The 24,207-nt window shown below is 60.5% G+C and carries 18 protein-coding genes; 12 read left to right on the top strand and 6 right to left on the bottom strand.

Translation table 11 applies throughout. The features are described from left to right. Nucleotides 1–45: 45 nt before the first annotated feature. Nucleotides 46–2,229 carry a DNA helicase II gene (uvrD, locus tag BKX96_RS17700; protein WP_046818583.1) on the bottom strand — a complete coding sequence of 728 codons (2,184 nt, stop codon included), beginning with the start codon at nucleotides 2,227–2,229 and terminating at the stop codon, nucleotides 46–48. Nucleotides 2,230–2,486: 257 nt separating this feature from the next. Between uvrD and BKX96_RS17695 the strand changes: the two genes are divergently transcribed. Further along, nucleotides 2,487–5,357 carry an EAL domain-containing protein gene (locus tag BKX96_RS17695; protein WP_046818582.1) on the top strand — a complete coding sequence of 957 codons (2,871 nt, stop codon included), beginning with the start codon at nucleotides 2,487–2,489 and terminating at the stop codon, nucleotides 5,355–5,357. A 73-nt stretch (nucleotides 5,358–5,430) separates the two neighbouring features. On the opposite strand, the gene BKX96_RS17690 is transcribed toward BKX96_RS17695, so the two are convergent. The 3 genes from BKX96_RS17690 to aspA all read right to left on the bottom strand — a co-directional run bounded on the left by BKX96_RS17690 (nucleotide 5,431) and on the right by aspA (nucleotide 9,925). Continuing rightward, on the bottom strand, nucleotides 5,431–6,435 hold the full coding sequence (locus tag BKX96_RS17690) for an asparaginase (RefSeq protein ID WP_077185010.1): 1,005 nt from the start codon (nucleotides 6,433–6,435) through the stop codon (nucleotides 5,431–5,433). 138 nt (nucleotides 6,436–6,573) lie between these two features. Then, nucleotides 6,574–8,025 (bottom strand): alanine/glycine:cation symporter family protein, encoded by a 1,452-nt coding sequence (locus BKX96_RS17685; RefSeq protein ID WP_046818580.1) that lies wholly within the window; start codon nucleotides 8,023–8,025, stop codon nucleotides 6,574–6,576. Between the two features lie 475 nt (nucleotides 8,026–8,500). Continuing rightward, entirely contained in the window at nucleotides 8,501–9,925 is a 1,425-nt protein-coding gene (gene aspA, locus BKX96_RS17680) for an aspartate ammonia-lyase (protein ID WP_020797941.1), read from the bottom strand. A gap of 180 nt (nucleotides 9,926–10,105) precedes the next feature. On the opposite strand from aspA, the gene BKX96_RS17675 reads away from it, so the two are divergent. The 5 genes from BKX96_RS17675 (at nucleotide 10,106) to BKX96_RS17655 (ending at nucleotide 13,908) form a co-directional block, all read left to right on the top strand. Further along, nucleotides 10,106–11,014: a LysR substrate-binding domain-containing protein gene (locus BKX96_RS17675; RefSeq protein ID WP_046818579.1), complete on the top strand. Its 909-nt coding sequence runs from the start codon at nucleotides 10,106–10,108 to the stop codon at nucleotides 11,012–11,014. Between the two features lie 332 nt (nucleotides 11,015–11,346). Next, nucleotides 11,347–11,838 (top strand): 5-(carboxyamino)imidazole ribonucleotide mutase, encoded by a 492-nt coding sequence (gene purE, locus BKX96_RS17670; protein ID WP_046818578.1) that lies wholly within the window; start codon nucleotides 11,347–11,349, stop codon nucleotides 11,836–11,838. A gap of 11 nt (nucleotides 11,839–11,849) precedes the next feature. Next, nucleotides 11,850–12,932, top strand: coding sequence for a 5-(carboxyamino)imidazole ribonucleotide synthase (locus BKX96_RS17665; RefSeq protein WP_077185007.1), 1,083 nt, complete (start codon nucleotides 11,850–11,852; stop codon nucleotides 12,930–12,932). A gap of 110 nt (nucleotides 12,933–13,042) precedes the next feature. Next, a complete protein-coding gene (locus tag BKX96_RS17660; protein WP_045057799.1) occupies nucleotides 13,043–13,288 on the top strand; it encodes a GlsB/YeaQ/YmgE family stress response membrane protein in 246 nt (81 codons plus the stop codon). A gap of 83 nt (nucleotides 13,289–13,371) precedes the next feature. After that, the gene (locus tag BKX96_RS17655) at nucleotides 13,372–13,908 is read left to right on the top strand and encodes a DUF3299 domain-containing protein (protein ID WP_077185004.1); all 537 of its coding nucleotides are present in this window, start codon (nucleotides 13,372–13,374) and stop codon (nucleotides 13,906–13,908) included. 113 nt (nucleotides 13,909–14,021) lie between these two features. On the opposite strand, the gene BKX96_RS17650 is transcribed toward BKX96_RS17655, so the two are convergent. Together BKX96_RS17650 and BKX96_RS17645 are read right to left on the bottom strand one after the other, a co-directional pair. Then, nucleotides 14,022–14,921, bottom strand: coding sequence for a D-hexose-6-phosphate mutarotase (locus BKX96_RS17650; RefSeq protein ID WP_046818575.1), 900 nt, complete (start codon nucleotides 14,919–14,921; stop codon nucleotides 14,022–14,024). Nucleotides 14,922–14,993: 72 nt separating this feature from the next. Continuing rightward, the gene (locus BKX96_RS17645; protein ID WP_007896491.1) at nucleotides 14,994–15,398 is read right to left on the bottom strand and encodes an acyl-CoA thioesterase; all 405 of its coding nucleotides are present in this window, start codon (nucleotides 15,396–15,398) and stop codon (nucleotides 14,994–14,996) included. Between the two features lie 362 nt (nucleotides 15,399–15,760). Between BKX96_RS17645 and BKX96_RS17640 the strand changes: the two genes are divergently transcribed. The 6 genes from BKX96_RS17640 (at nucleotide 15,761) to phoU (ending at nucleotide 24,186) form a co-directional block, all read left to right on the top strand. Further along, complete coding sequence (locus BKX96_RS17640) at nucleotides 15,761–17,059, top strand: MFS transporter (protein WP_046818574.1); 1,299 nt, start codon at nucleotides 15,761–15,763, stop codon at nucleotides 17,057–17,059. Nucleotides 17,060–17,213: 154 nt separating this feature from the next. Beyond that, nucleotides 17,214–18,215 (top strand): phosphate ABC transporter substrate-binding protein PstS, encoded by a 1,002-nt coding sequence (locus tag BKX96_RS17635; RefSeq protein ID WP_046818573.1) that lies wholly within the window; start codon nucleotides 17,214–17,216, stop codon nucleotides 18,213–18,215. A gap of 411 nt (nucleotides 18,216–18,626) precedes the next feature. Next, a complete protein-coding gene (locus tag BKX96_RS17630; protein WP_178134194.1) occupies nucleotides 18,627–20,660 on the top strand; it encodes an ABC transporter permease subunit in 2,034 nt (677 codons plus the stop codon). Between the two features lie 15 nt (nucleotides 20,661–20,675). Then, nucleotides 20,676–22,346: a phosphate ABC transporter permease PstA gene (gene pstA / locus BKX96_RS17625; RefSeq protein WP_077185001.1), complete on the top strand. Its 1,671-nt coding sequence runs from the start codon at nucleotides 20,676–20,678 to the stop codon at nucleotides 22,344–22,346. Between the two features lie 173 nt (nucleotides 22,347–22,519). Next, nucleotides 22,520–23,353 carry a phosphate ABC transporter ATP-binding protein PstB gene (gene pstB / locus BKX96_RS17620; protein WP_008064516.1) on the top strand — a complete coding sequence of 278 codons (834 nt, stop codon included), beginning with the start codon at nucleotides 22,520–22,522 and terminating at the stop codon, nucleotides 23,351–23,353. A 71-nt stretch (nucleotides 23,354–23,424) separates the two neighbouring features. Further along, on the top strand, nucleotides 23,425–24,186 hold the full coding sequence (gene phoU / locus BKX96_RS17615) for a phosphate signaling complex protein PhoU (RefSeq protein WP_008064514.1): 762 nt from the start codon (nucleotides 23,425–23,427) through the stop codon (nucleotides 24,184–24,186). Nucleotides 24,187–24,207: the final 21 nt, after the last annotated feature.

Raw genomic sequence — 24,207 nt, 5'->3', positions numbered from 1 at the left:
GTCCCTACAGTTTAGGCGCTGGCGAAGCTTGCGATTTTCCAGCCGTCAGATCGCTTCCAGCTTGGCGTAGCCCAGCATCAACCACTTGCTGCCTTCGCTGAAATTCACCTGGACCCGCGCCTGCGCGCCGGCGCCTTCGAAGTTCAGGATCACGCCGTCACCGAAGATCGAGTGGCGCACCGTCTGGCCCAGGCTGAAGCCGGTCTGCGGAATCTCGCTGCCGCTGAACAGGTTGCTGCCGCTCATCGACTGGTTGCCGCCGAACGGACGGCTGACGCTGTTGGACAGCCGCACTTCCTGAATCAGGCCCTTGGGCACTTCGCGTACGAATCGCGAGACCTTGTTGTAGGTCTCGCTGCCATACAAGCGTCGGGTTTCAGCATACGTCATCACCAGGTTTTGCATGGCCCGAGTGATGCCGACATAGGCCAGGCGACGCTCTTCCTCAAGACGGCCTGGCTCTTCCAGGCTCATCTTGTGCGGGAACAGGCCTTCTTCCATGCCCACCAGGAACACATAGGGGAATTCCAGGCCCTTGGCGCTGTGCAGGGTCATCAGCTGAATGCTGTCTTCGTGTTCGTCGGCCTGGGTATCGCCGGCTTCCAGCGACGCGTGACCGAGGAAGGCCGCCAGCGGCGTCAGGTCCTCGTCCTCTTCGCTGTTTTCAAAGTTGCGCGCGGCGCTGACCAGTTCCTCAAGGTTTTCTACCCGAGCCTGGCCTTTCTCGCCTTTTTCCGCTTCGTGGTAGGCGATCAGCCCCGACTGCTCGATGACGGTCTGGGTCATCAGGTGCAACGGCATTTCCATGCACTTGGCGGCGAGGTTCTCGATCAACTCGACAAACGCGCCCAATGCGCTGGCTGCGCGGCCGGTAACGCCTTTGTTGGCCACCAGCTGACGCATCGCTTCCCACATCGACACATCGCTGTGCCGGGCATGGTCGCGGATCGCCTCGACGGTTTTCTCGCCGATGCCCCGGGCCGGCACGTTGATCACCCGTTCCAGCGCGGCATCGTTGCCACGGCCTTCGAGCAAGCGCAGATAAGCCATGGCGTTCTTGATTTCAGCGCGTTCGAAGAAGCGTTGGCCGCCGTAGATGCGGTAGGGAATGCGCTCGCGCAGCAAGGCTTCTTCCAACACGCGCGATTGGGCGTTGGAGCGGTACAAAATCGCGATATCGCTGCGAGCCAAGCCAGTTTTCAGCGCACTTTCGATGGTTTCGACAACGTAGCGGGCTTCGTCGTGTTCGTTGAACGCGGCGTACAGGTTGATAGCTTCGCCGTCGCCACCGTCGGTCCACAGCTCTTTGCCCAGGCGCCCTGTGTTGTTGGCGATCAAGGCGTTGGCGGCCTTGAGGATGCCAGCGGTGGAGCGATAGTTCTGTTCCAGGCGGATGGTTTCGGCGTCCGGGAAATCTTCGGAGTACTGGTAGATGTTCTCGATTTTCGCGCCACGCCAGCCATAGATCGACTGGTCGTCGTCGCCGACCACCATCAGGCTGTCGCCACCTTTGGCCAGCAGGCGCAACCAGGCGTACTGCACGGCGTTGGTGTCTTGGAACTCGTCCACCAGGATGTGCCGGAAGCGCTTCTGATAGTGCGCCAGCAGGCCGGGGTGATCGCGCCACAGGTCAAGCGCGCGCAGCAGCAATTCGGAGAAGTCGATCACGCCGGCGCGCAGGCAGGCCGCCTCGTAGGCCTCATAGATGCTGCGCATGGTCGCCAGGAACAGATCGCCGCTGGCTTGAATGTGCTGAGGGCGCAGGCCTTCGTCTTTCTGCCCGTTGATGAACCATTGGGCCTGGCGGGCGGGCCAGCGTTGTTCGTCCAGGCCGAGCTCGCGGATCACCCGCTTGACCAGGCGTTGCTGGTCGTCGCTATCGAGAATCTGGAAGGTCTGGCTCAAGCCTGCTTCCTGCCAGTGCGCCCGCAGCAAGCGGTGCGCCAGGCCGTGGAAGGTGCCGACCCACATGCCGGCCGGGTTGATACCCATCAACTGCTCGATGCGATGGCGCATCTCGGCCGCAGCCTTGTTGGTGAAGGTCACCGACAGGATGGAGTGGGGCGAGGCGTTTTCGACCTGGATCAACCAGGCGATACGGTGCACCAGCACTCGGGTTTTACCGGAACCAGCACCGGCCAGGACCAACTGACGACCCACGGGGGCAGCTACGGCCTGGCGTTGGGCATCGTTGAGGGAGTTCAGCAGAAGGGAGAGATCATCGCGCATCGGGGCATTCTAGGGGGCTGCGTCACCCCGGGCAAACCCCGCTTTGCTTTAGCCGATGAAAGTTACCCATGGACGACCGGTCAGTCATCGGCTGCAAGCGTTGTCCGGCCCTGTCTGAAGGCATCCTGCCATGCCTGGCGGCGGGCAAATTTTGTCTGTTTTTTGATCGGTAGCGGTTTGGTCCACGCTTTGCGTTGTGTATGCTCCGTCGACGTTTCGGGCTCATGCTCATCATTATAAGAACAAGAACACTGCCTATGACCCTCAGCTTCGACCTGTCGGGCCCTTCCGTGGAACCCCGGGTTATTCGTAAACGATACGCCATGGAAATGGCGGTCGAGCGCACGCGTCTGTTGTATCAAGGTTCCTTGTTGCCCACGCTGTTCATGTTGATCAATGGCCTGGTGTGCGCCGGTTTGCTCTGGAGTCCGCAGCGTTACTTCCTGGTCAGTGTCTGGCTGGTGTGGTTGCTGTCGCTGGTGGCATTGCGAGTGATCCAGGTGGCGGCCTTCGATTCGGCGATTCCCAACCGCCAGGCGCATCCGATCTGGCGGCGCATGTTTCTACTGGGCTCGGGGCTCACTGGCCTGACCCTGGCCGGTGCCGGTATTGCCTTGGTTCCCGCCGATAACTTCATTCAACAAGCGTGGGTCTTCGGCCTGATCGGTGCCGCGGCGCTTTCGGCCAGTGTGGCCTACGCAGTGAGTTTGCCGGCGTTCCTGTCTTTCACCTTGCCCTGCCTGCTGCCGGCCATTGCCTATATGTTCTGGGGTGGGGAAGAGCAGGGGCACGGTTGGGGCTGGTTCGGCCTGATTTTGCTGGGCGCTTTGAGTGTGGTCGCCTGGCAAGTGAATCGACTGATCGATCGCGGCCTGCTGCGACGCTTTCAGAATCAGGCGCTGATCGAACATCTGCAGCAAGTGCAGAACTGCAGCGACCAGCTCAATCAGGAGCTGACCCGGGAAATCGATCAGCGTCGGCGTGCCGAAGACGAATTGCGTGAAATCCAGGTCGACCTGGAAAGTCGTGTCGCCCAGCGCAGCCTGGAACTGGACGCGGCCAACCAGGCGCTGAGCAAGAGCGAGGCGCGCCTGGCGCTGGCATTGAAGGCCAGCGAACTGGGACTGTGGGACTGGAACCTGCAAACCGACGAAGTCCATCACACGCAGATCCAGGAACTGTTTGGCCTGGAGCCGGAGCAGGTGACCGCCATCTTGCGCCACCTTAAACCCCGCCTGCACCCCGACGATCTGCCTGCACTGAAAAGGGCGTTGGTTGAGCATTTGAAGGGCCGCACCGAGGATTACCAGATCGAGTACCGCGTGCGGCATGGTAATGGCCACTGGGTGTGGATCGAGGACCGCGGGCGGGCGGTCGAACGCGCCGACAACGGCCGGGTGATTCGCATGGTAGGTACGCGGCGCGATATCAGTGCCAGCAAGGCCCAGGAGGAACAACGGCAGTTGGCCGCGACTGTTTTCGAGGCCGCCAGCGAAGGGATCGTGATTTTCGATCCGGGTTATGCCTTGATTGCGGTCAATCAAGCTTTCAGCCGGGTCACTGGCTACGAAATCGAGGAGATGCTCGGGCGCAACGTGGTGGAGTTGCCCTGCAGCCGCGACGCGCGCCGGCATTACGGTGCGATCCATCAAGCGCTCGAACAGCATGGCAGCTGGCAGGGTGAGCTGGTGGAAACCCGCAAGAACGGCGAGATGTATCCGCAATGGCTGCAATTGAATGCAGTACGCGATCTCCGGGGAAATGTCAGTCATATAGTCGGTTTTTTCTCGGATCTCTCGGCCCGGCGAGAATCCGAAGAGCGCATGCGCTACCTGACCCATCACGACGAACTCACGGGCCTGGCCAATCGCTCGATGTTCCGCGAACGGCTTGGCGAGGCGCATCAGCGGGTGCGTCAGGGCGGTTATCGCAGCCTGGCGCTGCTGCATATCAATCTGGATCGCTTCAAGCAGCTCAACGACAGCCTGGGCCACGAAGTGGCCGATCAGCTGTTGCGGAAAATGGCCCGGCGCCTGGTCAATGCATTACCTGAGGCAGACACCATCGCGCGCTTGTCCGGCGATGAGTTCGCCGTGCTGTTCAATGCCTACGGCAACCTCTCCAGCCTGGCGCGGGTGGCGACGCGCCTGGCGGCCAAATTGCGCTTGCCGGTGACCGTCGAGGGTCATGAACTGGTGGTCAGTGCCTCCATGGGCATCAGCCTGTTGCCGGACAACGCCCGGGAAATCTCCGCATTGGTCAATCAGGCGAACATGGCCATGCAGCACGCCAAGCATTTGGGCGGTAACAATTTCCAGTTCTACACCGATAGCTTGCAAACCAGCACCCTGGAGCGCTTGCAGCTGGAAAATCATCTGCGTAAAGCGGTCGAAGACAAGCAGCTGAAGGTGTTTTACCAACCGAAACTGTGCCTCGCCACGGGCAAGCTCAATGCCGCCGAGGCCTTGGTGCGCTGGGACCACCCGACCATGGGGCGTGTGCCACCGGGAGATTTCATCGGTCTGGCGGAGGAGACCGGGCTGATCGGCCCGATCGGCGAGTTCGTCCTGCGCCAGGCCTGCTGGCAAGCCTGCGAATGGCAGCGTCTGGGGTTGGAGGCGATTCGGGTGTCGGTCAATCTGTCGGTGCATCAATTGCGCCAAGGCAAGTTGGTCAGCCTGGTGCGCCAGGTCCTGGAAGAAACCGGACTGGCGCCGCAATACCTGGAGCTGGAACTGACTGAAAGCCAATTGCTCGACAGCGTCGAGCACATTATCGCCACGTTCCGGCAACTGCGTGATTTGGGGGTCAAGCTGGCGATCGACGATTTCGGCACCGGCTATTCGTCCCTGAGCTACCTCAAGCGCATCCCGGTGGATTACGTGAAGATCGATCAGGCGTTTATTCGCGGCCTGGGAGAGGGCACACCCGACGCGGCGATCACCCGGGCGATCATTGCCATGGCGCACGGCTTGAAACTGAAAGTGGTGGCTGAAGGCGTGGAGCGGCCAGAGCAGCTGGAGTTTTTGAAAACTGAACGCTGTGATGAAGTGCAGGGCTATCTAATCAGCCGGCCGGTTGAGGCCGAGGTATTGGCGGGCCTGCTGCAAGCCCAGGTCGCAAGTTGACGAAGAGGTTTCTCGCCAGGCCCTTGGCGTGCCTGGCGGAAGACCATGACGCTATGAAGCGCCGGCTGGCGGGTTAGGCCAGCTCTCCACAAAGGTCCAGTTCAAGCAGCCGCCGAACCTCAGCTGTCTCAAGCCCCGCACCCAGCAGTGCATGCAACTTGCCGAAAGCCGCCTCACGGGTCATGCCGCCGCCGGACAACACGCCCACGCCCCGCAAGCGACTGCCGGCCTCGTACACGTCCAGCTCGACACCGCCTTCGTGGCACTGCGTGACCGCAACCAACACAACACCTTTTTCCCGCGCCCGTTCCAGGCTGACGAGGAACATCGGGTTGTCGCTCGGACCGGTACCGCTGCCGTAGCACTCCAGCACCAGGCCTTGAATACCGCTGTCGACCACTCCGTCCAACAACTCGGCGCTGATGCCGGGGAACAACGGCAACACAGCGACTTTCGCCAGTACTTTGTTCTGCTTGTAGTTCAGTTGCGCTGGCAGCGAGGTTGCTTTCGCACCACCACCCTGACGTTCCAGGCGCTTGAACGGATGCCGGCCGAAACTGCGCACTTTGGCGCAACGGGTCGGGTCCAGCACTTCGCCATGGAAGTACAGGTGCACGCCTGGCGCCAGGCCTTGGCCCAAAGCCACCAGCGCGCCGCCGAGGTTTTCCCAGGCATCGCTGTCGGTCACGCCGGCCGGCAGCATCGAGCCAGTGAAGCACACGCGAGCGTGCAGGCCGAGCAATTGAAAACTCATGGCGGCGGCGCTGTAGGCGAGGGTGTCGGTGCCGTGCAGGATCAGCACGCTGTCGCAACCTTGCACGTCCACGGCGTCGACCACCGCTTCACGCAATTGCTGCCAATACGCCGGAGTCATGTTGGCGCTGTCGATCAGCGGCGACATTTCGCGAAAGCGCCATTGCGGTACCACGAGATCAGGCTGGCTGTTCAGGTACTCGCGCATGCGCGCTTCGAAACCGGATGCCGGCGCCAGGCCGTTGGCACTGGCTTGCATGCCGATGGTGCCGCCGGTGTAGAGCACCATGACGTGCTGGGCGGCAGGGTAGGTCGAGGAATTCATGGAGGGCTCCGAGAACAATGACGTCCTGTGGGAGCGCGCTTGCTCGCGATGGCGGTGTGTCAGTCGACATCCGTATCGAATGTCAGTCCGCATTCGCCAGCAAGCTCGCTCCTACAAGGGATTTTGCACTTTAACCGATCAGCGTTGCGCTGCGGGCACGCCTTGCGGCTCGGTTTGAGCCTTGGTCATGGCGGCTGGCGGATTGGCTGGCCAGGCTTGGCGATCCAGGTCCAGATCAGGGAACTTGCTCGAATCGAACACCGGCGTCTTGATCCCGGCCGCGCGTTGGTCATCGTAGTCACGCAGGATGCGCATGCCGACCTTGAACAGCAGGAACAGCGCGATCAGGTTGACGAACGCGAGCATCGTCATGGTGATGTCGGCAAAGGCAAACACGGTCCCGAGGTTTTCGATGGCACCCCAGAAAATCAGCACGAGCACCAGCGCACGGTAGCCCATCAGCGCCTTGCGGTTTTCACCGATCAAAAAGCGCAGGTTACTCTCGCCCAGATAGTAGTTGTAGAGGATCGAGGTGAATACGAACAAGGCCAGCGCCACGGAAATGAACATCCGGCCCCAGTCACCGACCACGGCGGCCAGGGAGTTCTGGGTCAGGGCAATGCCGTCGCCTTCGAACCCCGGGGTGTAGAAGCCCGAGAGCAGGATCAGCAAGGCCGTGCAAGTGCAGATCACGAAGGTGTCGAGGAACACGCTGAACGCCTGGACCACGCCTTGTGCCACAGGGTGCTCGACCGAGGCCACCGCAGCCACGTTCGGTGCGCTGCCCAGGCCCGCTTCGTTGGCGAACACGCCACGCTTCACGCCCATGATAATCGCGCTGCCGATCAGGCCGCCAAAGGCCTGGTCGAGACCGAAAGCGCTCTTGACGATGGTCATCAACATGCCCGGCACCTGATCGAACTGCAGCACGATCACGTAGATGGTCACGCCGATGTACACCAGGGTTTTCACCGGCACCAGCAGGTCAGCGACCTTGGCAATGCGCTTGATCCCGCCGATGAACACCAGGCCCAGCAGGACGGCCAGGCCAAGACCGGTCCAGGTGGTGTCGAGGCCGAAAGCGTTGTTCAGCGAGTGGGTCACGGCATGGGATTGCAGGCCGTTGAAGGCGAAGCCGAAGGTGATCAGCAGCAGAAATGCCATGATCATCCCCAGCCAGCGCTTTTGCAGGCCGTGCTGGATGTAATAGGAAGGGCCGCCACGGAACTGGCCTTCGCTGTCGCAGCGCTTGTAGAGCTGGCCGAGGGAGCATTCGAAGAAGCTGCTCGACATGCCGACCAGTGCGGTGACCCACATCCAGAACACGGCACCGGGCCCGCCAAGTGTCACGGCGATACCGACACCGGCGATGTTGCCTGCACCGACACGCCCGGCAAGGCTGAGCATCAGGGCCTGGAACGAACTGAGTTGGCCGGCGCTGCTCTTGAGGCTGTCACGGAACACCGCGAACATGTGGAAGAAGTGACGCAATTGAACGAAACGCGAGCGGATCGTGAAGTAGCTACCGAGCCCGACAATGAGCACGATCAGTACTTTCCCTGAGAGGAAGTCGTTGATGACTTCGAGCATGGATTATTCCTCGCTGTTTTTTGTGTGGGCAGATGCTGGCCGGACAGACACATCGAGTTACACCAGCGGGCGCGCGGCACAACAGGTGGATCGATGTTCGTCCCGGTTTCATATCGCGGGTTTGTTATTAGTTCGGGTTTCGCATGGGTTGTGGTCTCGCTACCGACGACCGCTCACGCGAAGAGGGGCGGCACTATACCGATGAGAGTGCCGTCCGTCTGCACGGTTGTGGTGCATGCGGTAAAACGAAGGGGATTTCCGGGAGCTTGAGGGCCTCTTCGCTGGCAAGCCAGCCTACAGGTGGTTGGTGTTCACCCTGTCCTTGCAGTAGCGGGCTTGCCAGCGAAGAGGCCAGCAAAAGCACCACAAGTTCAGAGTAAAAAAAAGGGCCTGGAGATTGATCTCCAAGCCCTCAAAAGGTGAGAGGTGTCTAGTCCCTCGACCTGGTGAGCGGTGCTACAGGTAACGCGTCGGGTCAGGCTTTAAGCGGGACCAGGCGCGGGGCAATCATGTTTTCCGGGCGCAGGATGTCGGCCAGCATGGCGTCGTCGAGCAGACCTTCTTCGCGCACCAGTTCCAGCACGCCGCGGCCGCTTTCGAGGGCGATGCGGGCGATACGGGTGGCGTTTTCATAGCCGATGTACGGGTTCAGCGCGGTAACCAGGCCGATCGAATGCTCGACCAGTTCACGGCAGCGTTCTTCGTTGGCGGTGATGCCGGTGATGCAATGCTCGCGCAGCATGTCCATGGCGCGTTGCAGCAGGCGGATCGAGTCGAAGATCTTGAAGGCGATCAGCGGTTCCATCACGTTCAGTTGCAACTGGCCGCCTTCGGCCGCGATGGTCAGCGCCAAGTCGTTGCCGATGATCTGGAATGCAACCTGGTTCACGGCTTCCGGAATAACCGGGTTGACCTTGCCTGGCATGATCGAGCTGCCTGGCTGACGCGCTGGCAGGTTGATTTCGTTGATGCCGGTGCGTGGGCCGCTGGACAGCAGGCGCAGGTCGTTGCAGATCTTCGACAGCTTGACCGCGGTGCGCTTGAGCATGCCGGAGAACAGCACGAAGGCGCCCATGTCGGAAGTGGCTTCGATCAGGTCGGCGGCCGGTACCAGCGGGTGACCGCTGATGGTGGCCAGGCGCTGAACGGCCAGGTGCTGGTAACGCGGGTCGGCGTTGATGCCGGTGCCGATGGCGGTGCCGCCCAGGTTCACTTCGGTCAGCAGCTCGGGTGCCAACGTTTTCAGGCGCGCCAGGTCTTCGCCCAGGGTAGTGGCGAAAGCGCGGAATTCCTGGCCGAGAGTCATCGGCACGGCATCCTGCAGCTGGGTACGACCCATTTTCAGGACGTGGCTGAATTCTTCACCCTTGGCGGCGAACGACTGGATCAGGCTGTCGAGGCTGGCCAGTAGTGCGTCGTGACCCAGCAGCAGACCCAGGCGAATCGCCGTCGGGTAGGCGTCGTTGGTCGACTGCGCCATGTTCACGTCATTGTTCGGGTGCAGGTACTGGTATTCGCCCTTCTGGTGGCCCATGGCCTCCAGCGCGATGTTGGCGATGACTTCGTTGGCATTCATGTTGGTTGAAGTGCCAGCGCCGCCTTGAATCATGTCCACCACGAATTCTTCGTGGAAATCGCCGCGGATCAGACGGGCACAGGCTTCGCTGATGGCAGCGTGCTTGGCTTCACTGAGGTGACCCAGCTCGCGGTTGGCGTCAGCGGCAGCTTGCTTGACCATGGCCAGGCCGACAACCAGCTTCGGGTAATGCGAAATCGGAACGCCGGAGAGACGGAAATTGTTCACCGCTCGCAGGGTCTGGATGCCGTAATACGCTTGAGCCGGTACTTCGAGTACGCCAAGCAGGTCTTTTTCTGTGCGGAATGATGCAGCGGAGGACATGATAGAAATCATCTCAATATGGACCCGGGCTGTGCCGGAACACTGCAAATGCTAGGCTTGTGGAGGATTTTGGGCCAATGCTGTTAAACACTGGCCTATGCATATTCGGCATAATGCCAATGTGACGCCGTGTTGACGGCGAGCGTGTGACCTAAATTGGTGCGTGTCCGGGAGGACGTGATGAATCTGGAAAGTAAATGGCTGGAAGACTTCAGTGCCCTGGCCGCCACCCGCAGTTTCTCCCAGGCGGCCGAACGCCGCTTTGTGACGCAACCGGCCTTTAGCCGTCGTATCCGCAGCCTCGAAGCCGCGTTGGGATTGACCCTGGTCAATCGCTCGCGCACGCCGGTTGAGCTGACCGCGGCGGGCCAGTTATTCCTGGTCACTGCGCGCACCGTGGTCGAGCAGCTGGGTGAAGTGCTGCGTCATCTGCATCATCTGGAAGGCGGGCAGGGCGAAGTGATGCAAGTCGCGGCGGCGCACTCACTGGCATTGGGTTTTTTCCCGCGCTGGATCGCCCAGCTGCGCAATGAAGGCTTGAACATCGCTACACGATTGGTGGCAACCAACGTCGGCGACGCCGTGCACGCCCTGCGTGAAGGCGGATGCGACCTGATGCTGGCGTTCTACGACCCGGATGCCGCCATGCAGATGGACCCGGAGATCTTTCCTTCCTTGCACCTTGGGCACACCGAAATGCTCCCGGTGTGCGCGGCGGATGAGCAGGGCAAGCCGCTGTTCGATCTGGAAGGCGAGGCCAGCGTGCCGTTGCTGGCCTACAGCGCGGGAGCATTCCTGGGGCGTTCGGTCAATGGCTTGCTGCGCCAGCGCGCGCTGCGCTTTACCACTGTGTATGAAACCGCCATGGCCGATAGCCTCAAGAGCATGGCGCTGGAAGGGCTGGGGATTGCCTGGGTACCGCAACTGAGCGTGCGCGCCGAGTTGGCGCGCGGTGAACTGGTGGTGTGCGGTGGCCCGCAATGGCATGTGCCGCTGGAAATTCGTCTGTATCGCTGCGCGCTGGTGCGCAAGGCGAATGTGCGGTTGCTGTGGCGCAAGCTGGAAGGCGGCGCCGCCCAAAGTACCTGAGACCGCGGAAACTCAAATGTGGGAGCGGGCTTGCTCGCGAATGCGGTATGTCAGGCAGCATTGATGTTGACTGACCCATCGCTTTCGCGAGCAAGCCCGCTCCCACAGGAGATTTGTGCTGTATTCCATTGACCCGGGAGTCAATAAAACCGGGACTTTGCGCCGTATGACAGATGGTCGATTCGGGGGCTGTTTATCTGCTTCATTAAGGTATACTGCGCGGCCTTCGGCCGGTTACGACCGGCCATAATTCGTACAATCAAGCCACGCATTTTGCGTGGCTTGTTGTTTTTTGATGCGCCTGCGGGCGCCCAGAGAGAAGAGGCACGACGATGAGTGCATTGGTTGGCGTGATCATGGGCTCCAAGTCCGATTGGTCCACCCTTAGCCACACCGCCGATATGCTGGAAAAGCTCGGCATCCCCTACGAGGTGAAAGTGGTCTCTGCCCACCGCACCCCGGACCTGCTGTTCCAGTACGCTGAAGAAGCCGAGTCGCGTGGCATCGAGGTGATCATCGCCGGTGCCGGTGGCGCAGCCCACTTGCCTGGCATGTGTGCAGCCAAGACCCACCTGCCGGTGCTGGGCGTGCCAGTACAGTCGGCGATGCTCTCGGGCGTCGATTCGCTGCTCTCGATCGTACAGATGCCAGCAGGCATTCCGGTCGCCACCCTGGCCATCGGCAAGGCCGGTGCGATCAACGCAGCCCTGCTGTCGGCGAGTATCCTGGGCGCCAAGCACCCGCAGTTCCACGCGGTGCTGAAAACCTTCCGTGCTGAGCAGACAGACAGCGTCCTGGAAAATCCAGACCCACGCATCGCCTGAGGTTGTTGACGATGAAGATCGGTGTAATCGGTGGCGGCCAGTTGGGTCGCATGTTGGCGCTGGCGGGCACTCCGCTGGGCATGAACTTCGCTTTCCTCGACCCGGCGCCCGACGCTTGCGCCGCTGCGTTGGGCGAACACCTGCGGGCCGATTACGGCGATCAGGATCACCTGCGCCAGCTGGCCGATGAAGTCGATCTGGTGACCTTCGAGTTCGAGAGCGTCCCGGCCGAAACCGTGGCATTCCTCTCGCAATTCGTCCCGGTCTATCCGAGCGCCGAAGCCCTGCGTATCGCCCGCGATCGCTGGTTCGAAAAGAGCATGTTCAAGGATCTTGGCATTCCAACCCCGGCGTTCGCCGACATTCAGTCGCAAGCCGATCTGGAGGCCGCCGTGGCTTCCATCGGTCTGCCGGCCGTGCTCAAGACCCGCACCCTGGGTTACGACGGTAAGGGCCAGAAAGTCCTGCGTACTCCTGAAGACGTGGTTGGCACTTTCGCGGAGCTGGGCAGCGTGGCATGCCTGCTGGAAGGTTTCGTACCTTTCACCGGCGAAGTTTCGCTGATCGCCGTACGTGCTCGCGATGGCGAAACCAGGTTCTACCCGCTGGTACACAACACCCACGACAGCGGCATCCTCAAGCTGTCCGTGGCCAGCACGGACCATCCGTTGCAAGCTCTGGCGGAGGATTATTCCAGCCGAGTGCTCAAGCAGCTGAACTATGTTGGCGTGATGGCGTTCGAGTTCTTTGAAGTCGATGGTGGCTTGAAAGCCAACGAAATCGCTCCGCGTGTACACAATTCCGGGCACTGGACCACCGAAGGCGCCGAGTGCAGCCAGTTCGAAAACCACCTGCGGGCGGTTGCTGGCCTGCCGCTGGGTTCGACCGCCAAGGTCGGCGAAAGCGCGATGTTGAACTTCATCGGTAAAGTGCCGGAGACCGAAAAAGTCCTGGCGATCGCCGATTGCCATCTGCATCACTATGGCAAGGCCTTCAAGGTCGGCCGCAAGGTCGGCCACGCCAACCTGCGCTGTGCAGACCGCGAAACGCTGGCCGCGCAGATCCTCAAGGTCGAAGCGCTCATCGCCGAGTAAAACAGTTTCATGTGGCGGCGGCGGAACCATTGAGGGGCCGCCGTTCTCTCATGGCAGGATGCCAAAGTCTGACTAGGCTTTCGCTAACTACCAAATCAGAGGGAAATGCCATGGGAATCATCGGAACCATCTTTATCGGCTTGATCGTCGGCCTGCTGGCGCGGTTCCTCAAACCGGGCGATGACAGCATGGGTTGGATCATGACCATCCTGCTCGGTATTGGCGGTTCACTGGCGGCCACTTATGGCGGCCAGGCCCTGGGCTTCTACCAGGCAGGCGAAGGTGCAGGCTTCCTCGGGGCGCTGGTGGGCGCTGTCATTTTGCTGGTGATCTACGGCTTGATCAAAAAGAACTGATTCAAGCGACAAAGTCCTCTCGGCTGCGCAGCCCGGGAGGACTAGAATGCCCGGCGATTTCCTTATCCCTACCGAGCATTTTCATGCGCCGTCTTTTGCTGACTCTTGTTTTACTGGGTTCGGGCCTTGCCCATGCCGGCGAGCTGCCGGAAACCGACTGGCTCGAACTGATGCCCAAATCGGACCAGAAAGCCCTCGAGGCCATGCCCGAAATCGACCACGACTCCCCGGAAGCCAATGGCACCTTCACTGAAAAAGGTGGCATGAAGCAGAGCAAGGGGTTGCCCGCGGTGATGTATTCGACCAAAACCGTGGCATCGATGAACGACAAGGACATCCGTATCGGCGGTTACCCGGTACCGCTGGAGTCCGACGCCAAGGGCCACAGTACCTTGTTTTTTCTGGTGCCCTACCCAGGCGCTTGCATCCACGTGCCGCCACCGCCCCCCAATCAACTGGTGCTGGTGCGTTATCCCAAGGGCTTGAAGCTGGATGATATCTACACGCCGCTGTGGGTGACCGGCACGCTGAAGATCGAGAAGGTCAGCAATGATCTGGCGGATGCGGCTTATGCGCTGGATGCGGCGAAGGTGAGGGTGGTGCAAGAGTCGGATTTGTAGGCATTCAAATGTGGGAGCGGGCTTGCTTGCGAAGAGGGAGTGTCAGTTGACATAAATGTTGCCTGACACACCGCCTTCGCGAGCAAGCCCGCTCCCACATTGGTTTTGTGGTGTTACAGCGCTTTGCTGCCGATGCTCACGCCCAGGGTATGACTGGCGCCCGGTGCCAAAGCCACTACATCACCCATCACATTCGCCGTTTCGATGCACAGCATGCGCTGCCAGCCATCGTCGGCCATGTCGCTGAACGCCGCGGCGCGTTCGGTCCACGGGTTCCAGATGACGGCCGAACGCGAACCGGTACTGGTCAGCTCGATGCGCCGCTCCCAGGTCGGGTCGACAATGCTCAGCCTGCTCGGCGTATCGAGGTAGATGCGATCGGTTTCGCCGGTAAAGTGCAAGTCACCGGACTGGGTCACGGTTTTCCAGTCGTCCAGTGTCTCGATATAGTCCAGGCCGTCCAGCCCTTCGACGTGCACATTGCGCACGTCGCTGACTGCGAAATAGCTGTGCAACGCCTGGCTGATCGTTACGATGTCGGTGCCCTGGTTGTGACTGGTCAGGCAGATATGCAGCTGCTCATCCAGACGAATGCTCAACTTCAAGTCGACTTTGTGCGGCCAGCCTGGCAAACCGTCTTCGGGGCAGGGCAGGAGGAACTCGATCTTCAGGCTTTCGCCCTCGGCCTCGATGCCGCCCAGTTCCCAGTCCATCGTCCGCACCAGCCCATGAGCGGTAGCGGGTTCGTTGCTGATGCGCATCGCCTGAACGCTCTGTGGGTTGCGCGCCAGGTTGCCGAACCATGGCCAGCACACCGGCACACCGGCGCGGATGCTTTTGCCGGCCTTGAAGACAGCCTCGTCGTTGAGCCAGATCAGCGGCGGCTGGCCAGCCAATTGATAACTGAGGATGTGCGCACCTTGCTGGGCTACCAGCAGTTCGGCCTGACCGTGACGGATCCGCCAGCAGTTCAGTTCATCCAGTTTGACGGCTTCAACGTTGGGCGTACTCATGGGACAGCTCTCGATCAGTAACAGTGACTGCAATGGACCGCAAAACGCTTGTCGGGTTTAACGCAGCCGGTTTCAACGGGCTCTGGGCGGGACCGAACGAGTACGGCCGCTGCCATCGATGGCGACAAACACAAACACCGCTTCAGTCACTTTGCGCCATTCGCTGGAGAGTGGGTCGTCACTCCAGACCTCGACCATCATCTGGATCGAGCTGCGACCGATCTCCAGGGCCTGGGTATAAAAGGAGAGCTGAGCGCCCACTGCGACCGGAACCAGGAAGGCCATGCGGTCGATCGCGACAGTGGCCACGCGACCGCCAGCCACTTTGCTGGCCATCGCAGTACCGGCCAAATCCATCTGCGCCACCAGCCAGCCGCCGAAAATATCGCCAAAGCCGTTGGTTTCACGAGGAAGCGCGGTGATTTGCAGGGCCAGGTCGCCTTGCGGGATCGGATCTTCTTGTTCGAGCTCTATCATGCCGGGGGTGCCTCTGACCCGTGACTCTTCGTAGGTATTGCGGGTGAATAGCCGTCTTCAGGAAAAACGATTCAGCCCCGAACATACTACGTTCGTCACGTTTTCCATAAGGCGCCTAAAGGGAAACTCTGCGAAATCGCCTATGAACCTGAGGCGTTTTCGCACAGCAACCCTTGTTAGCTATCGCACAGTTGCGAGTATATCGGTCGGTAGACTCCGATACGACCGTCGGGTTCTCATTTTGACCATCTAAAACGCGCCTCTATGTGCTTTTTCGAACAATTTGCTATCGTGCCGGTCCTGCCCGAGCCCTTGCCAGCGTTGTTGGGGCGGCAGACCTGACTATAAGAGAAGCCCTTGCCATGACCACAGCGCCCTCGAGTATCGCGCAGCCTTCCCAATCCGCACGTCCGCTGACCCGCAACGATTACAAGACGCTATCGCTGTCGGCCCTGGGCGGCGCGCTGGAATTCTACGATTTCATCATCTTCGTGTTCTTCGCCACGGTGGTGGGCAAGCTGTTCTTCCCGGCGGACATGCCCGAGTGGCTGCGCCTGATGCAGACCTTCGGTATCTTCGCCGCCGGTTACCTGGCGCGGCCACTGGGCGGCATCGTCATGGCGCACTTCGGCGACCTGCTGGGGCGCAAGAAGATGTTCACCCTGAGCATTTTCATGATGGCGGTGCCGACCCTGATCATGGGCCTGCTGCCGACCTATGCGCAGATCGGCATGTGGGCGCCGATCCTGTTGCTGCTGATGCGGGTGATCCAGGGCGCGGCGATTGGCGGCGAGGTGCCGGGTGCCTGGGTCTTCGTTTCTGAACACGTACCCCAGCGGCATGTCGGCTATGCCTGCGGCACACTGACCAGTGGCCTGACAGCGGGCATTCTCCTGGGTTCTCTGGTCGCCACGGCGATCAACAGCCTCTACACGCCGGTTGAAGTGGCGGATTACGCCTGGCGGATCCCGTTCCTGTTGGGCGGCGTGTTTGGCCTGTTCTCGGTGTACCTGCGCCGCTGGCTGCACGAAACCCCGGTGTTCGCCGAACTGCAACAGCGCAAGGCGCTGGCCGAAGAAGTGCCCTTGCGTGCGGTGCTGCGAGACCATCGCGGTGCGATTGCCATTTCGATGCTGCTGACCTGGCTGTTGTCCGCCGCCATCGTGGTGTTGATCCTGATGACCCCGACCGTGCTGCAGACGGTTTACCATTTCTCGCCAACCACCTCACTACAGTCAAATAGTCTGGCAATCGTGTTCCTGAGCATTGGCTGCATCATTGCCGGTGCCCTGGCGGATCGCTTTGGTGCGGGACGCGTGTTCGTTATTGGTTGCACGGCTTTGCTGGCCAGTTCCTGGACCTTTTATCACAGCCTGGCCGACCATCCCGACTGGTTGTTCCCGCTGTACGCCCTGACGGGTCTACTGGTGGGCACCATTGGTGCGGTACCGTACGTGATGGTCAAGGCGTTCCCGCCAGTGGTGCGTTTCAGCGGCCTGTCGTTCTCCTATAACGTGGCCTATGCGATTTTCGGTGGTCTGACGCCGATGATCGTCAGCCTGTTGCTCAAGGAAAGCCCGATGGGGCCGGCGTATTACGTGGCGGTGCTGTGCGGGGTCGGGATATTGGTGGGGGCGTATCTCTGGAAGAAGGGTCGTTAATCCACCGCCGATCGTTCCCACGCCCTGGCGGTGGGAACGATCTGTCGTTAGATGCTGGCCTTTCATCCAATTGTCATATTTCAGCCATAGAGTGTTCACACGGCCTGCTGATACTTGGCCCCGAATAACACACCCTATCTGCTAGGAGTAAGGCATGAAACTGAAGCGTTTGATGGCGGCAATGACTTTTGTCGCTGCTGGCGTTGCGACTGCCAACGCGGTTGCCGCTGTTGACCCTGCTATCCCGAGCTACACCAAGACCACTGGTGTGTCGGGCAACCTGTCCAGCGTCGGTTCCGATACCCTGGCCAACCTCATGACCCTCTGGGCTGAGAACTACAAAAAAGAATACCCGAACGTAAACATCCAGATTCAGGCCGCCGGTTCGTCTACCGCGCCACCTGCGCTGACCGAAGGCACCGCTAACCTGGGCCCGATGAGCCGCAAGATGAAGGATAACGAGCTGCAAGCCTTCGAAACCAAGTATGGCTACAAGCCAACCGCTATCCCGGTTGCCGTGGACGCCTTGGCTGTATTCGTACACAAGGACAACCCGATCAAGGGCCTGACCATGGCTCAAGTCGACGCGATTTTCTCCTCGACTCGCCTGTGCGGCGCCAAGACCGACGTCAAAACCTGGGGTGATCTTGGCGTGACCGGTGACCTGGCCAACAAGCCGCTTCAACTGTTTGGTCGTAACTCGGTATCCGGCACTTACGGCTACTTCAAGGAAGAAGCCCTGTGCAAAGGCGACTTCAAGCCAAACGTCAACGAACAGCCAGGTTCGGCTTCGGTCGTGCAGTCGATCAGCTCCTCGCTGAACGGTATCGGTTACTCGGGTATCGGCTACAAGACTGCCAGCGTGAAAACCGTTGCCCTGTCCAAGAAAGAAGGCGGCGAGTTCATCGAAGACACCGAAGAAAACGCCCTGAACGGCAAGTACCCGCTGTCGCGCTTCCTGTACGTATACGTCAACAAGGCCCCGAACAAGCCTCTGGCCCCGCTGGAAGCCGAGTTCGTGAAGCTGGTTCTGTCCAAGCAGGGCCAGGAAGTCGTGGTGAAAGACGGCTACATCCCGCTGCCAGCCAAGGTTGCAGCAAAAGCACTGGCTGACCTGGGTCTGCAGGAAGGCGGTACCGAAGTCGCAAAAAAGTAAAACCCTAGGTCCGGGGCACGCCCCGGACCTGTGCAGGAACGAGCAAGCTCGCTCCTGCACAAACCCCAAATTCTCGCTCCGCTGCCGGTTTCACCGGGTGGCGGATTTGTTGCGTCACTGCACTGTCATCTTTCTGTCATACAGGATCGCTAGGGTGTGCGAATGAATGATCTGGCCAATTCCACAATGACTACAAATCCCCCCAAGCGAATTGATTTCAATACGCCTGAGCTGCAACGCAAGCGCCGCATCCGCGCGCTCAAGGATCGCCTGACCCGCTGGTACGTCCTGGTGGGCGGCCTTGCCGTTCTCGGTGCGATCACCCTGATCTTTTTCTTCCTCGCCTACGTCGTTGCGCCCCTGTTCCAGGGTGCCAGCCTGACGTCCACGGACGCCATCACGCCGGCGTGGATGCAAGACGCCGGCAAGCCGCTGATGATTTCCCTGGAAGAGCAGAACCAGGTCGCCATGCGGGTTTCCGACAAGGGCCAGGCACTGTTCTTCGATATCGACAGTGGCGCTGAACTCAAGCGCGTCGATCTGCCGGTCCCGGCGGGTGCCACTGTGACGTCGATTGGTGACGACCAGCCAGGTCAACCGCTGGTGGCGGTGGGTTTCTCCAACGGCCAGGCACTGGTATTCCGTCACACCTATAAAGTCAGCTACCCGGACGGCAAGAAAACCATTACGCCGGCCATCGAGTACCCGTACGGCGAAACGCCAATCGCGTTGAATGAAGCCGGTGGTGCCCTGGAGCACGTCAGCCTCAACGCCAACGATTCGACCCTGATGCTGGTCGGTGCCACCGGTTCGCAACTCAATGTTTTGTCGCTGACCAGCGAAGAAAACATGATGACCGGTGAAATCACCAACGAGCAGATGCGCATCGAGCTGCCGCAGATGACCGAGCCGGTGAAGAACATCTTCGTCGACCCGCGTCAGCAATGGCTGTACGTGATCAACGGTCGTGCCCAAGCCGACGTATTCAGCTTGCGCGACAAGAGTCTCAATGGTCGCTACAAACTGCTGGAAGATGGCGAAGCGCAAATCACCGCCAGTACGCAACTGGTGGGTGGCATCTCGCTGATTCTCGGCGACTCCAAAGGTGGCCTGGCCCAGTGGTTCATGGCCCGCGACCCGGATGGCGAGCAACGCCTGAAGCAGATCCGTACCTTCCAGATGGGCACCACGCCTATCGTTGAAATCACTGCTGAAGAGCGCCGCAAGGGCTTCCTTGCTCTCGACGCCTCCGGCAAGCTTGGCGTGTTTCACAGCACCGCGCACCGTACCTTGCTGGTCGACCAGGTGGTCGAAGGCCAAGGGCTTTTCGGTCTGTCGCCACGGGCTAACCGCGTGATCGTCGAAGCCGGCGGCAAGCTGCAACCGTTGCTGCTGGACAACCCGCACCCGGAAGTGTCGTGGAGCGCGCTGTGGAGCAAGGTCTGGTACGAAAACTACGACGAGCCTAAATACGTCTGGCAATCGACCGCCGCCAACACCGATTTCGAACCGAAGCTGAGCCTGTCGCCGCTGACCTTCGGTACCTTGAAAGCCGCGTTCTACGCCATGCTGCTGGCCGCTCCACTGGCCGTCGCAGCGGCGATCTACACCGCGTACTTCATGGCCCCGGGCATGCGCCGCAAGGTCAAGCCGGTGATCGAACTGATGGAAGCGATGCCGACGGTAATTCTCGGTTTCTTCGCCGGTCTGTTCCTCGCGCCGTATGTGGAAGGGCACTTGCCGGGGATTTTCAGCCTGCTGATGTTGCTGCCGATCGGCATCCTGGTCGCCGGTTTCACCTTCAGCCGCCTGCCTGAGTCGATCCGCCTGAGAGTCCCGGACGGCTGGGAAAGTGCGCTGCTGATCCCGGTGATCCTGTTTGTGGGCTGGCTGTCGCTGTACATGAGCCCGTTCATGGAGAACTGGTTCTTCGGCGGCGACATGCGCATGTGGATCTCCCACGACCTGGGCATCACCTACGACCAGCGCAACGCACTGGTGGTCGGCCTGGCCATGGGCTTCGCGGTGATTCCGAACATTTACTCCATCGCCGAAGATGCCGTTTTCAGCGTGCCTCGCGGCCTGACTCTGGGCTCCCTGGCCCTCGGTGCCACGCCGTGGCAGACCATGACTCGCGTGGTCATCCTCACCGCCAGCCCGGGCATCTTCTCGGCGCTGATGATCGGTATGGGCCGTGCGGTCGGTGAAACCATGATCGTGTTGATGGCCACCGGCAACACCCCGGTCATGGAAATGAACCTGTTCGAAGGCCTGCGTACCCTGGCCGCCAACGTCGCGGTGGAGATGCCGGAGTCGGAAGTCGGCGGCAGCCACTACCGCGTGCTGTTCCTCTCGGCGCTGGTGCTGTTGCTGTTCACCTTCGTCATGAACACCCTCGCAGAACTGATTCGTCAGCGTCTGCGCAAGAAATACTCGTCGCTTTAAGAAAGGTAGAAGTCTGTGAAACAGAACTCCCTGAAAGGATGGTTCAAGAGCGGCGCCCCGGGCGTCTGGATCAGCGGTGGCGCGGTGTCCATCGCGGTCATCATGACCATTGGCCTGCTGGCAGTGATTGCCGTGCGCGGCCTGGGTCACTTCTGGCCGGCGGACCTGATCCACGCCAGTTACGACGTGCCGGGCCAGGCCAATCACCTGGTCATCGGCGAAGTGGTTCAGAAGGAAGAAGTGCCGCGTGCGCGTCTGAAGAGTGCCGGCCTGCCGGTGCCTGACGAAGGCCCGGAATTCATGACTCGCGAGCTGATCAAGGTCGGCAACCGTGACCTGAACGGCAACGATTTCACCTGGATCGTCGGCGAGTGGCTGACTAACCAGAAGACGCCGCCAGAGCTGATGGCGATCGAGCGTCGCGAGTGGGGCAATTTCTATGGCTATCTGGTCAACGTCAAACAGGACGGCAAGGTCATCGCCGAAGGCGAGGCTGCATGGCCGGAGCTGCAGGCACGAATCGACCGCGTGAATCAGCTGGCTGCTCAGCTCAAGACCCTGGAGAAGGTCGACATCGGCGCGATCAACGCCGGTCTCGAACGCATTCGCCTGCACGGTCGCAAACTGGAACTGGACGGCAAGCTCGACGCGGCCGCGCAAGCGGACATGGAATCCGAGCGCGCCGAGCTCAACGCCCGTTACCAGGACGTTGAAACGCGCCTGGGCGATCTGCACGCGCAGTTCAACCGCGACAGCCTCACTGCCCGCGATGCCAACGGCAAGGAAATCGAAATTGGCCTGGGTAAAGTGGTTCACGCTTACCAGCCGAACGCCATGGGTACCTTCACCAAGATCGGTTTCTACTTCAGCAAGGTCTGGGAATTCCTGAGCGACGACCCACGTGAAGCGAACACCGAAGGCGGGATTTTCCCGGCGATCTTCGGCACCGTGATGATGACCCTGATCATGGCGATGATCGTGACCCCGTTCGGCGTGCTGGCGGCGGTGTACCTGCGTGAATACGCCAAGCAGAACACCCTGACCCGGGTGATCCGCATCGCGGTGAACAACCTGGCGGGCGTTCCGGCCATCGTCTATGGCGTGTTCGGCCTGGGCTTCTTCGTCTATGTGCTGGGTGGCTCGCTCGACCGCCTGTTCTTCCCGGAAGCCTTGCCGGCACCGACCTTCGGTACCCCGGGCCTGCTCTGGGCTTCGCTGACCCTGGCACTGTTGGCTGTGCCGGTGGTGATCGTGGCTACCGAAGAAGGCCTGGCGCGGATTCCTCGCACGGTGCGTGAAGGCTCGTTGGCCCTCGGCGCAACCAAGGCGGAAACCTTGTGGAAGATCGTACTGCCAATGGCCAGCCCGGCCATGATGACCGGCATGATCCTCGCCGTGGCCCGTGCCGCCGGTGAAGTGGCGCCGCTGATGCTGGTGGGTGTGGTGAAGCTGGCGCCATCGCTGCCGGTGGATGGTAACTATCCGTACCTGCACCTGGACCAGAAGATCATGCACCTGGGCTTCCACATCTATGACGTCGGCTTCCAGAGCCCGAACGTCGAAGCTGCGCGGCCGCTGGTATACGCCACGGCGCTGCTGCTGGTGCTGGTGATCGCCACGTTGAACCTGTCGGCGGTGTACATCCGTAACCACCTGCGCGAGAAGTACAAGGCGCTGGATAGCTAATCACCGCAGACCCTGTAGGAGCTGGCTTGCCAGCGATGCTTTTGGCGTCAGTGAGTACGCCTTCGCTGGCAAGCCAGCTCCTACAGAGGATCAGCATCAGACACAGAATTTGAGTAACCCGCAGGCCCGGCCAGCGGCAACCGAACCGAATTTGTTAGCACAGGGAGCCTCCCATGCAGCACGAAGCACATACCCACGGCATCAACATGTCGGCCCTGGGTCGCGACAAACAGAGTCTGAGCCTCGAACAGGAAACCGTGGCCATCGAAGTGCCGGGCTTGAGCCTGTTCTACGGCGACAAACAAGCGCTGTACGACGTCAGCATGAACATTCCGAAACAGCGCGTGACCGCCTTCATCGGCCCGTCCGGTTGCGGCAAGTCCACGCTGCTACGTACTTTCAACCGCATGAACGACCTGGTCGACGGTTGCCGTGTAGAAGGCGCGATCAACCTCTACGGCAACAACATCTACCGCAAGGGTGAAGACGTGGCCGAATTGCGTCGTCGCGTCGGCATGGTGTTCCAGAAGCCGAACCCGTTCCCGAAAACCATCTACGAAAACGTGGTCTACGGCCTGCGCATCCAGGGCATCAACAAGAAGCGCGTATTGGACGAAGCCGTTGAGTGGGCATTGAAAGGCGCGGCACTGTGGGATGAGGTCAAGGACCGTCTGCACGAGTCGGCACTGGGCCTGTCCGGTGGTCAGCAACAACGTCTGGTGATCGCCCGCACCATCGCCGTGGAACCGGAAGTGCTGCTGCTCGACGAACCCTGCTCGGCACTCGATCCGATCTCGACGCTGAAAGTCGAAGAGCTGATCTACGAACTGAAATCGAAGTTCACCATTGTCATCGTGACCCACAACATGCAACAAGCCGCTCGGGTTTCCGACTACACGGCGTTCATGTACATGGGCAAACTGGTGGAATTCGGCGACACCGATACCCTGTTCACCAATCCGGCGAAGAAGCAGACCGAAGACTACATCACTGGTCGCTACGGCTAGGACGCGGTTGTTGCTCACTGAACTGACGCTGCGGTCCACCGCACCTTACCGGACGCTCCAAGGACGCCAACATGATTAGTAAAGAAGGCCTTACCCATCACATCTCCGCGCAGTTCAACGCTGAGCTGGAGGAAGTTCGCAGCCACCTCCTGGCTATGGGCGGGCTGGTCGAAAAACAGGTCAACGACGCGGTCACCGCGCTGATCGAGGCCGACTCCGGCTTGGCCCAGCAGGTGCGCGAGATCGACGACCAGATCAACCAGATGGAACGCAACATCGACGAAGAATGCCTGCGCATCCTGGCCCGTCGGCAGCCGGCGGCGTCCGACTTGCGTTTGATCATCAGTATTTCCAAGTCGGTGATCGACCTGGAGCGCATCGGTGACGAAGCGACCAAGATCGCCCGTCGCGCCATCCAGCTGTGCGAAGAAGGCGAAGCGCCGCGCGGTTATGTCGAAGTGCGCCACATCGGCGACCAGGTGCGCAACATGGTCCGTGATGCGCTGGATGCCTTTGCCCGTTTCGACGCCGACCTGGCGTTGTCGGTGGCGCAGTACGACAAGATCATCGACCGCGAGTACAAGACCGCCCTGCGTGAGCTGGCGACCTACATGATGGAAGACCCGCGCTCTATCTCGCGGGTCTTGAGCATCATCTGGGTCCTGCGTTCGCTGGAGCGTATTGGCGACCACGCGCGCAATATCTCGGAGCTGGTGATCTATCTGGTGCGCGGCACTGACGTCCGTCACCTGGGCCTCAAGCGCATGAAGGAAGAAGTTGAAGGGACCAGCGGCGAAACCGCTAATGTTCCGGGCAAATCTGACGATAAGTAAGATTGCCCAACTAAAGCGCCC

The sequence above is a fragment of the Pseudomonas putida genome, assembly GCF_001976065.1.
GTDB classification, from domain to species: domain Bacteria; phylum Pseudomonadota; class Gammaproteobacteria; order Pseudomonadales; family Pseudomonadaceae; genus Aquipseudomonas; species Aquipseudomonas serbica.
This window is presented reverse-complemented; position numbering and strand designations above follow the sequence as displayed.

Excerpts from the sequence above, each read along its gene's own strand:
- uvrD (WP_046818583.1), bottom strand. The coding sequence starts at position 2,229 with ATGCGCGATGATCTCTCCCTTCTGCTGAACTCCCTCAACGATGCCCAA.
- BKX96_RS17695 (WP_046818582.1), top strand. The coding sequence starts at position 2,487 with ATGACCCTCAGCTTCGACCTGTCGGGCCCTTCCGTGGAACCCCGGGTT.
- BKX96_RS17690 (WP_077185010.1), bottom strand. The coding sequence starts at position 6,435 with ATGAATTCCTCGACCTACCCTGCCGCCCAGCACGTCATGGTGCTCTAC.
- BKX96_RS17685 (WP_046818580.1), bottom strand. The coding sequence starts at position 8,025 with ATGCTCGAAGTCATCAACGACTTCCTCTCAGGGAAAGTACTGATCGTG.
- aspA (WP_020797941.1), bottom strand. The coding sequence starts at position 9,925 with ATGTCCTCCGCTGCATCATTCCGCACAGAAAAAGACCTGCTTGGCGTA.
- BKX96_RS17675 (WP_046818579.1), top strand. The coding sequence starts at position 10,106 with ATGAATCTGGAAAGTAAATGGCTGGAAGACTTCAGTGCCCTGGCCGCC.
- purE (WP_046818578.1), top strand. The coding sequence starts at position 11,347 with ATGAGTGCATTGGTTGGCGTGATCATGGGCTCCAAGTCCGATTGGTCC.
- BKX96_RS17665 (WP_077185007.1), top strand. The coding sequence starts at position 11,850 with ATGAAGATCGGTGTAATCGGTGGCGGCCAGTTGGGTCGCATGTTGGCG.
- BKX96_RS17660 (WP_045057799.1), top strand. The coding sequence starts at position 13,043 with ATGGGAATCATCGGAACCATCTTTATCGGCTTGATCGTCGGCCTGCTG.
- BKX96_RS17655 (WP_077185004.1), top strand. The coding sequence starts at position 13,372 with ATGCGCCGTCTTTTGCTGACTCTTGTTTTACTGGGTTCGGGCCTTGCC.
- BKX96_RS17650 (WP_046818575.1), bottom strand. The coding sequence starts at position 14,921 with ATGAGTACGCCCAACGTTGAAGCCGTCAAACTGGATGAACTGAACTGC.
- BKX96_RS17645 (WP_007896491.1), bottom strand. The coding sequence starts at position 15,398 with ATGATAGAGCTCGAACAAGAAGATCCGATCCCGCAAGGCGACCTGGCC.
- BKX96_RS17640 (WP_046818574.1), top strand. The coding sequence starts at position 15,761 with ATGACCACAGCGCCCTCGAGTATCGCGCAGCCTTCCCAATCCGCACGT.
- BKX96_RS17635 (WP_046818573.1), top strand. The coding sequence starts at position 17,214 with ATGAAACTGAAGCGTTTGATGGCGGCAATGACTTTTGTCGCTGCTGGC.
- BKX96_RS17630 (WP_178134194.1), top strand. The coding sequence starts at position 18,627 with ATGCAAGACGCCGGCAAGCCGCTGATGATTTCCCTGGAAGAGCAGAAC.
- pstB (WP_008064516.1), top strand. The coding sequence starts at position 22,520 with ATGCAGCACGAAGCACATACCCACGGCATCAACATGTCGGCCCTGGGT.
- phoU (WP_008064514.1), top strand. The coding sequence starts at position 23,425 with ATGATTAGTAAAGAAGGCCTTACCCATCACATCTCCGCGCAGTTCAAC.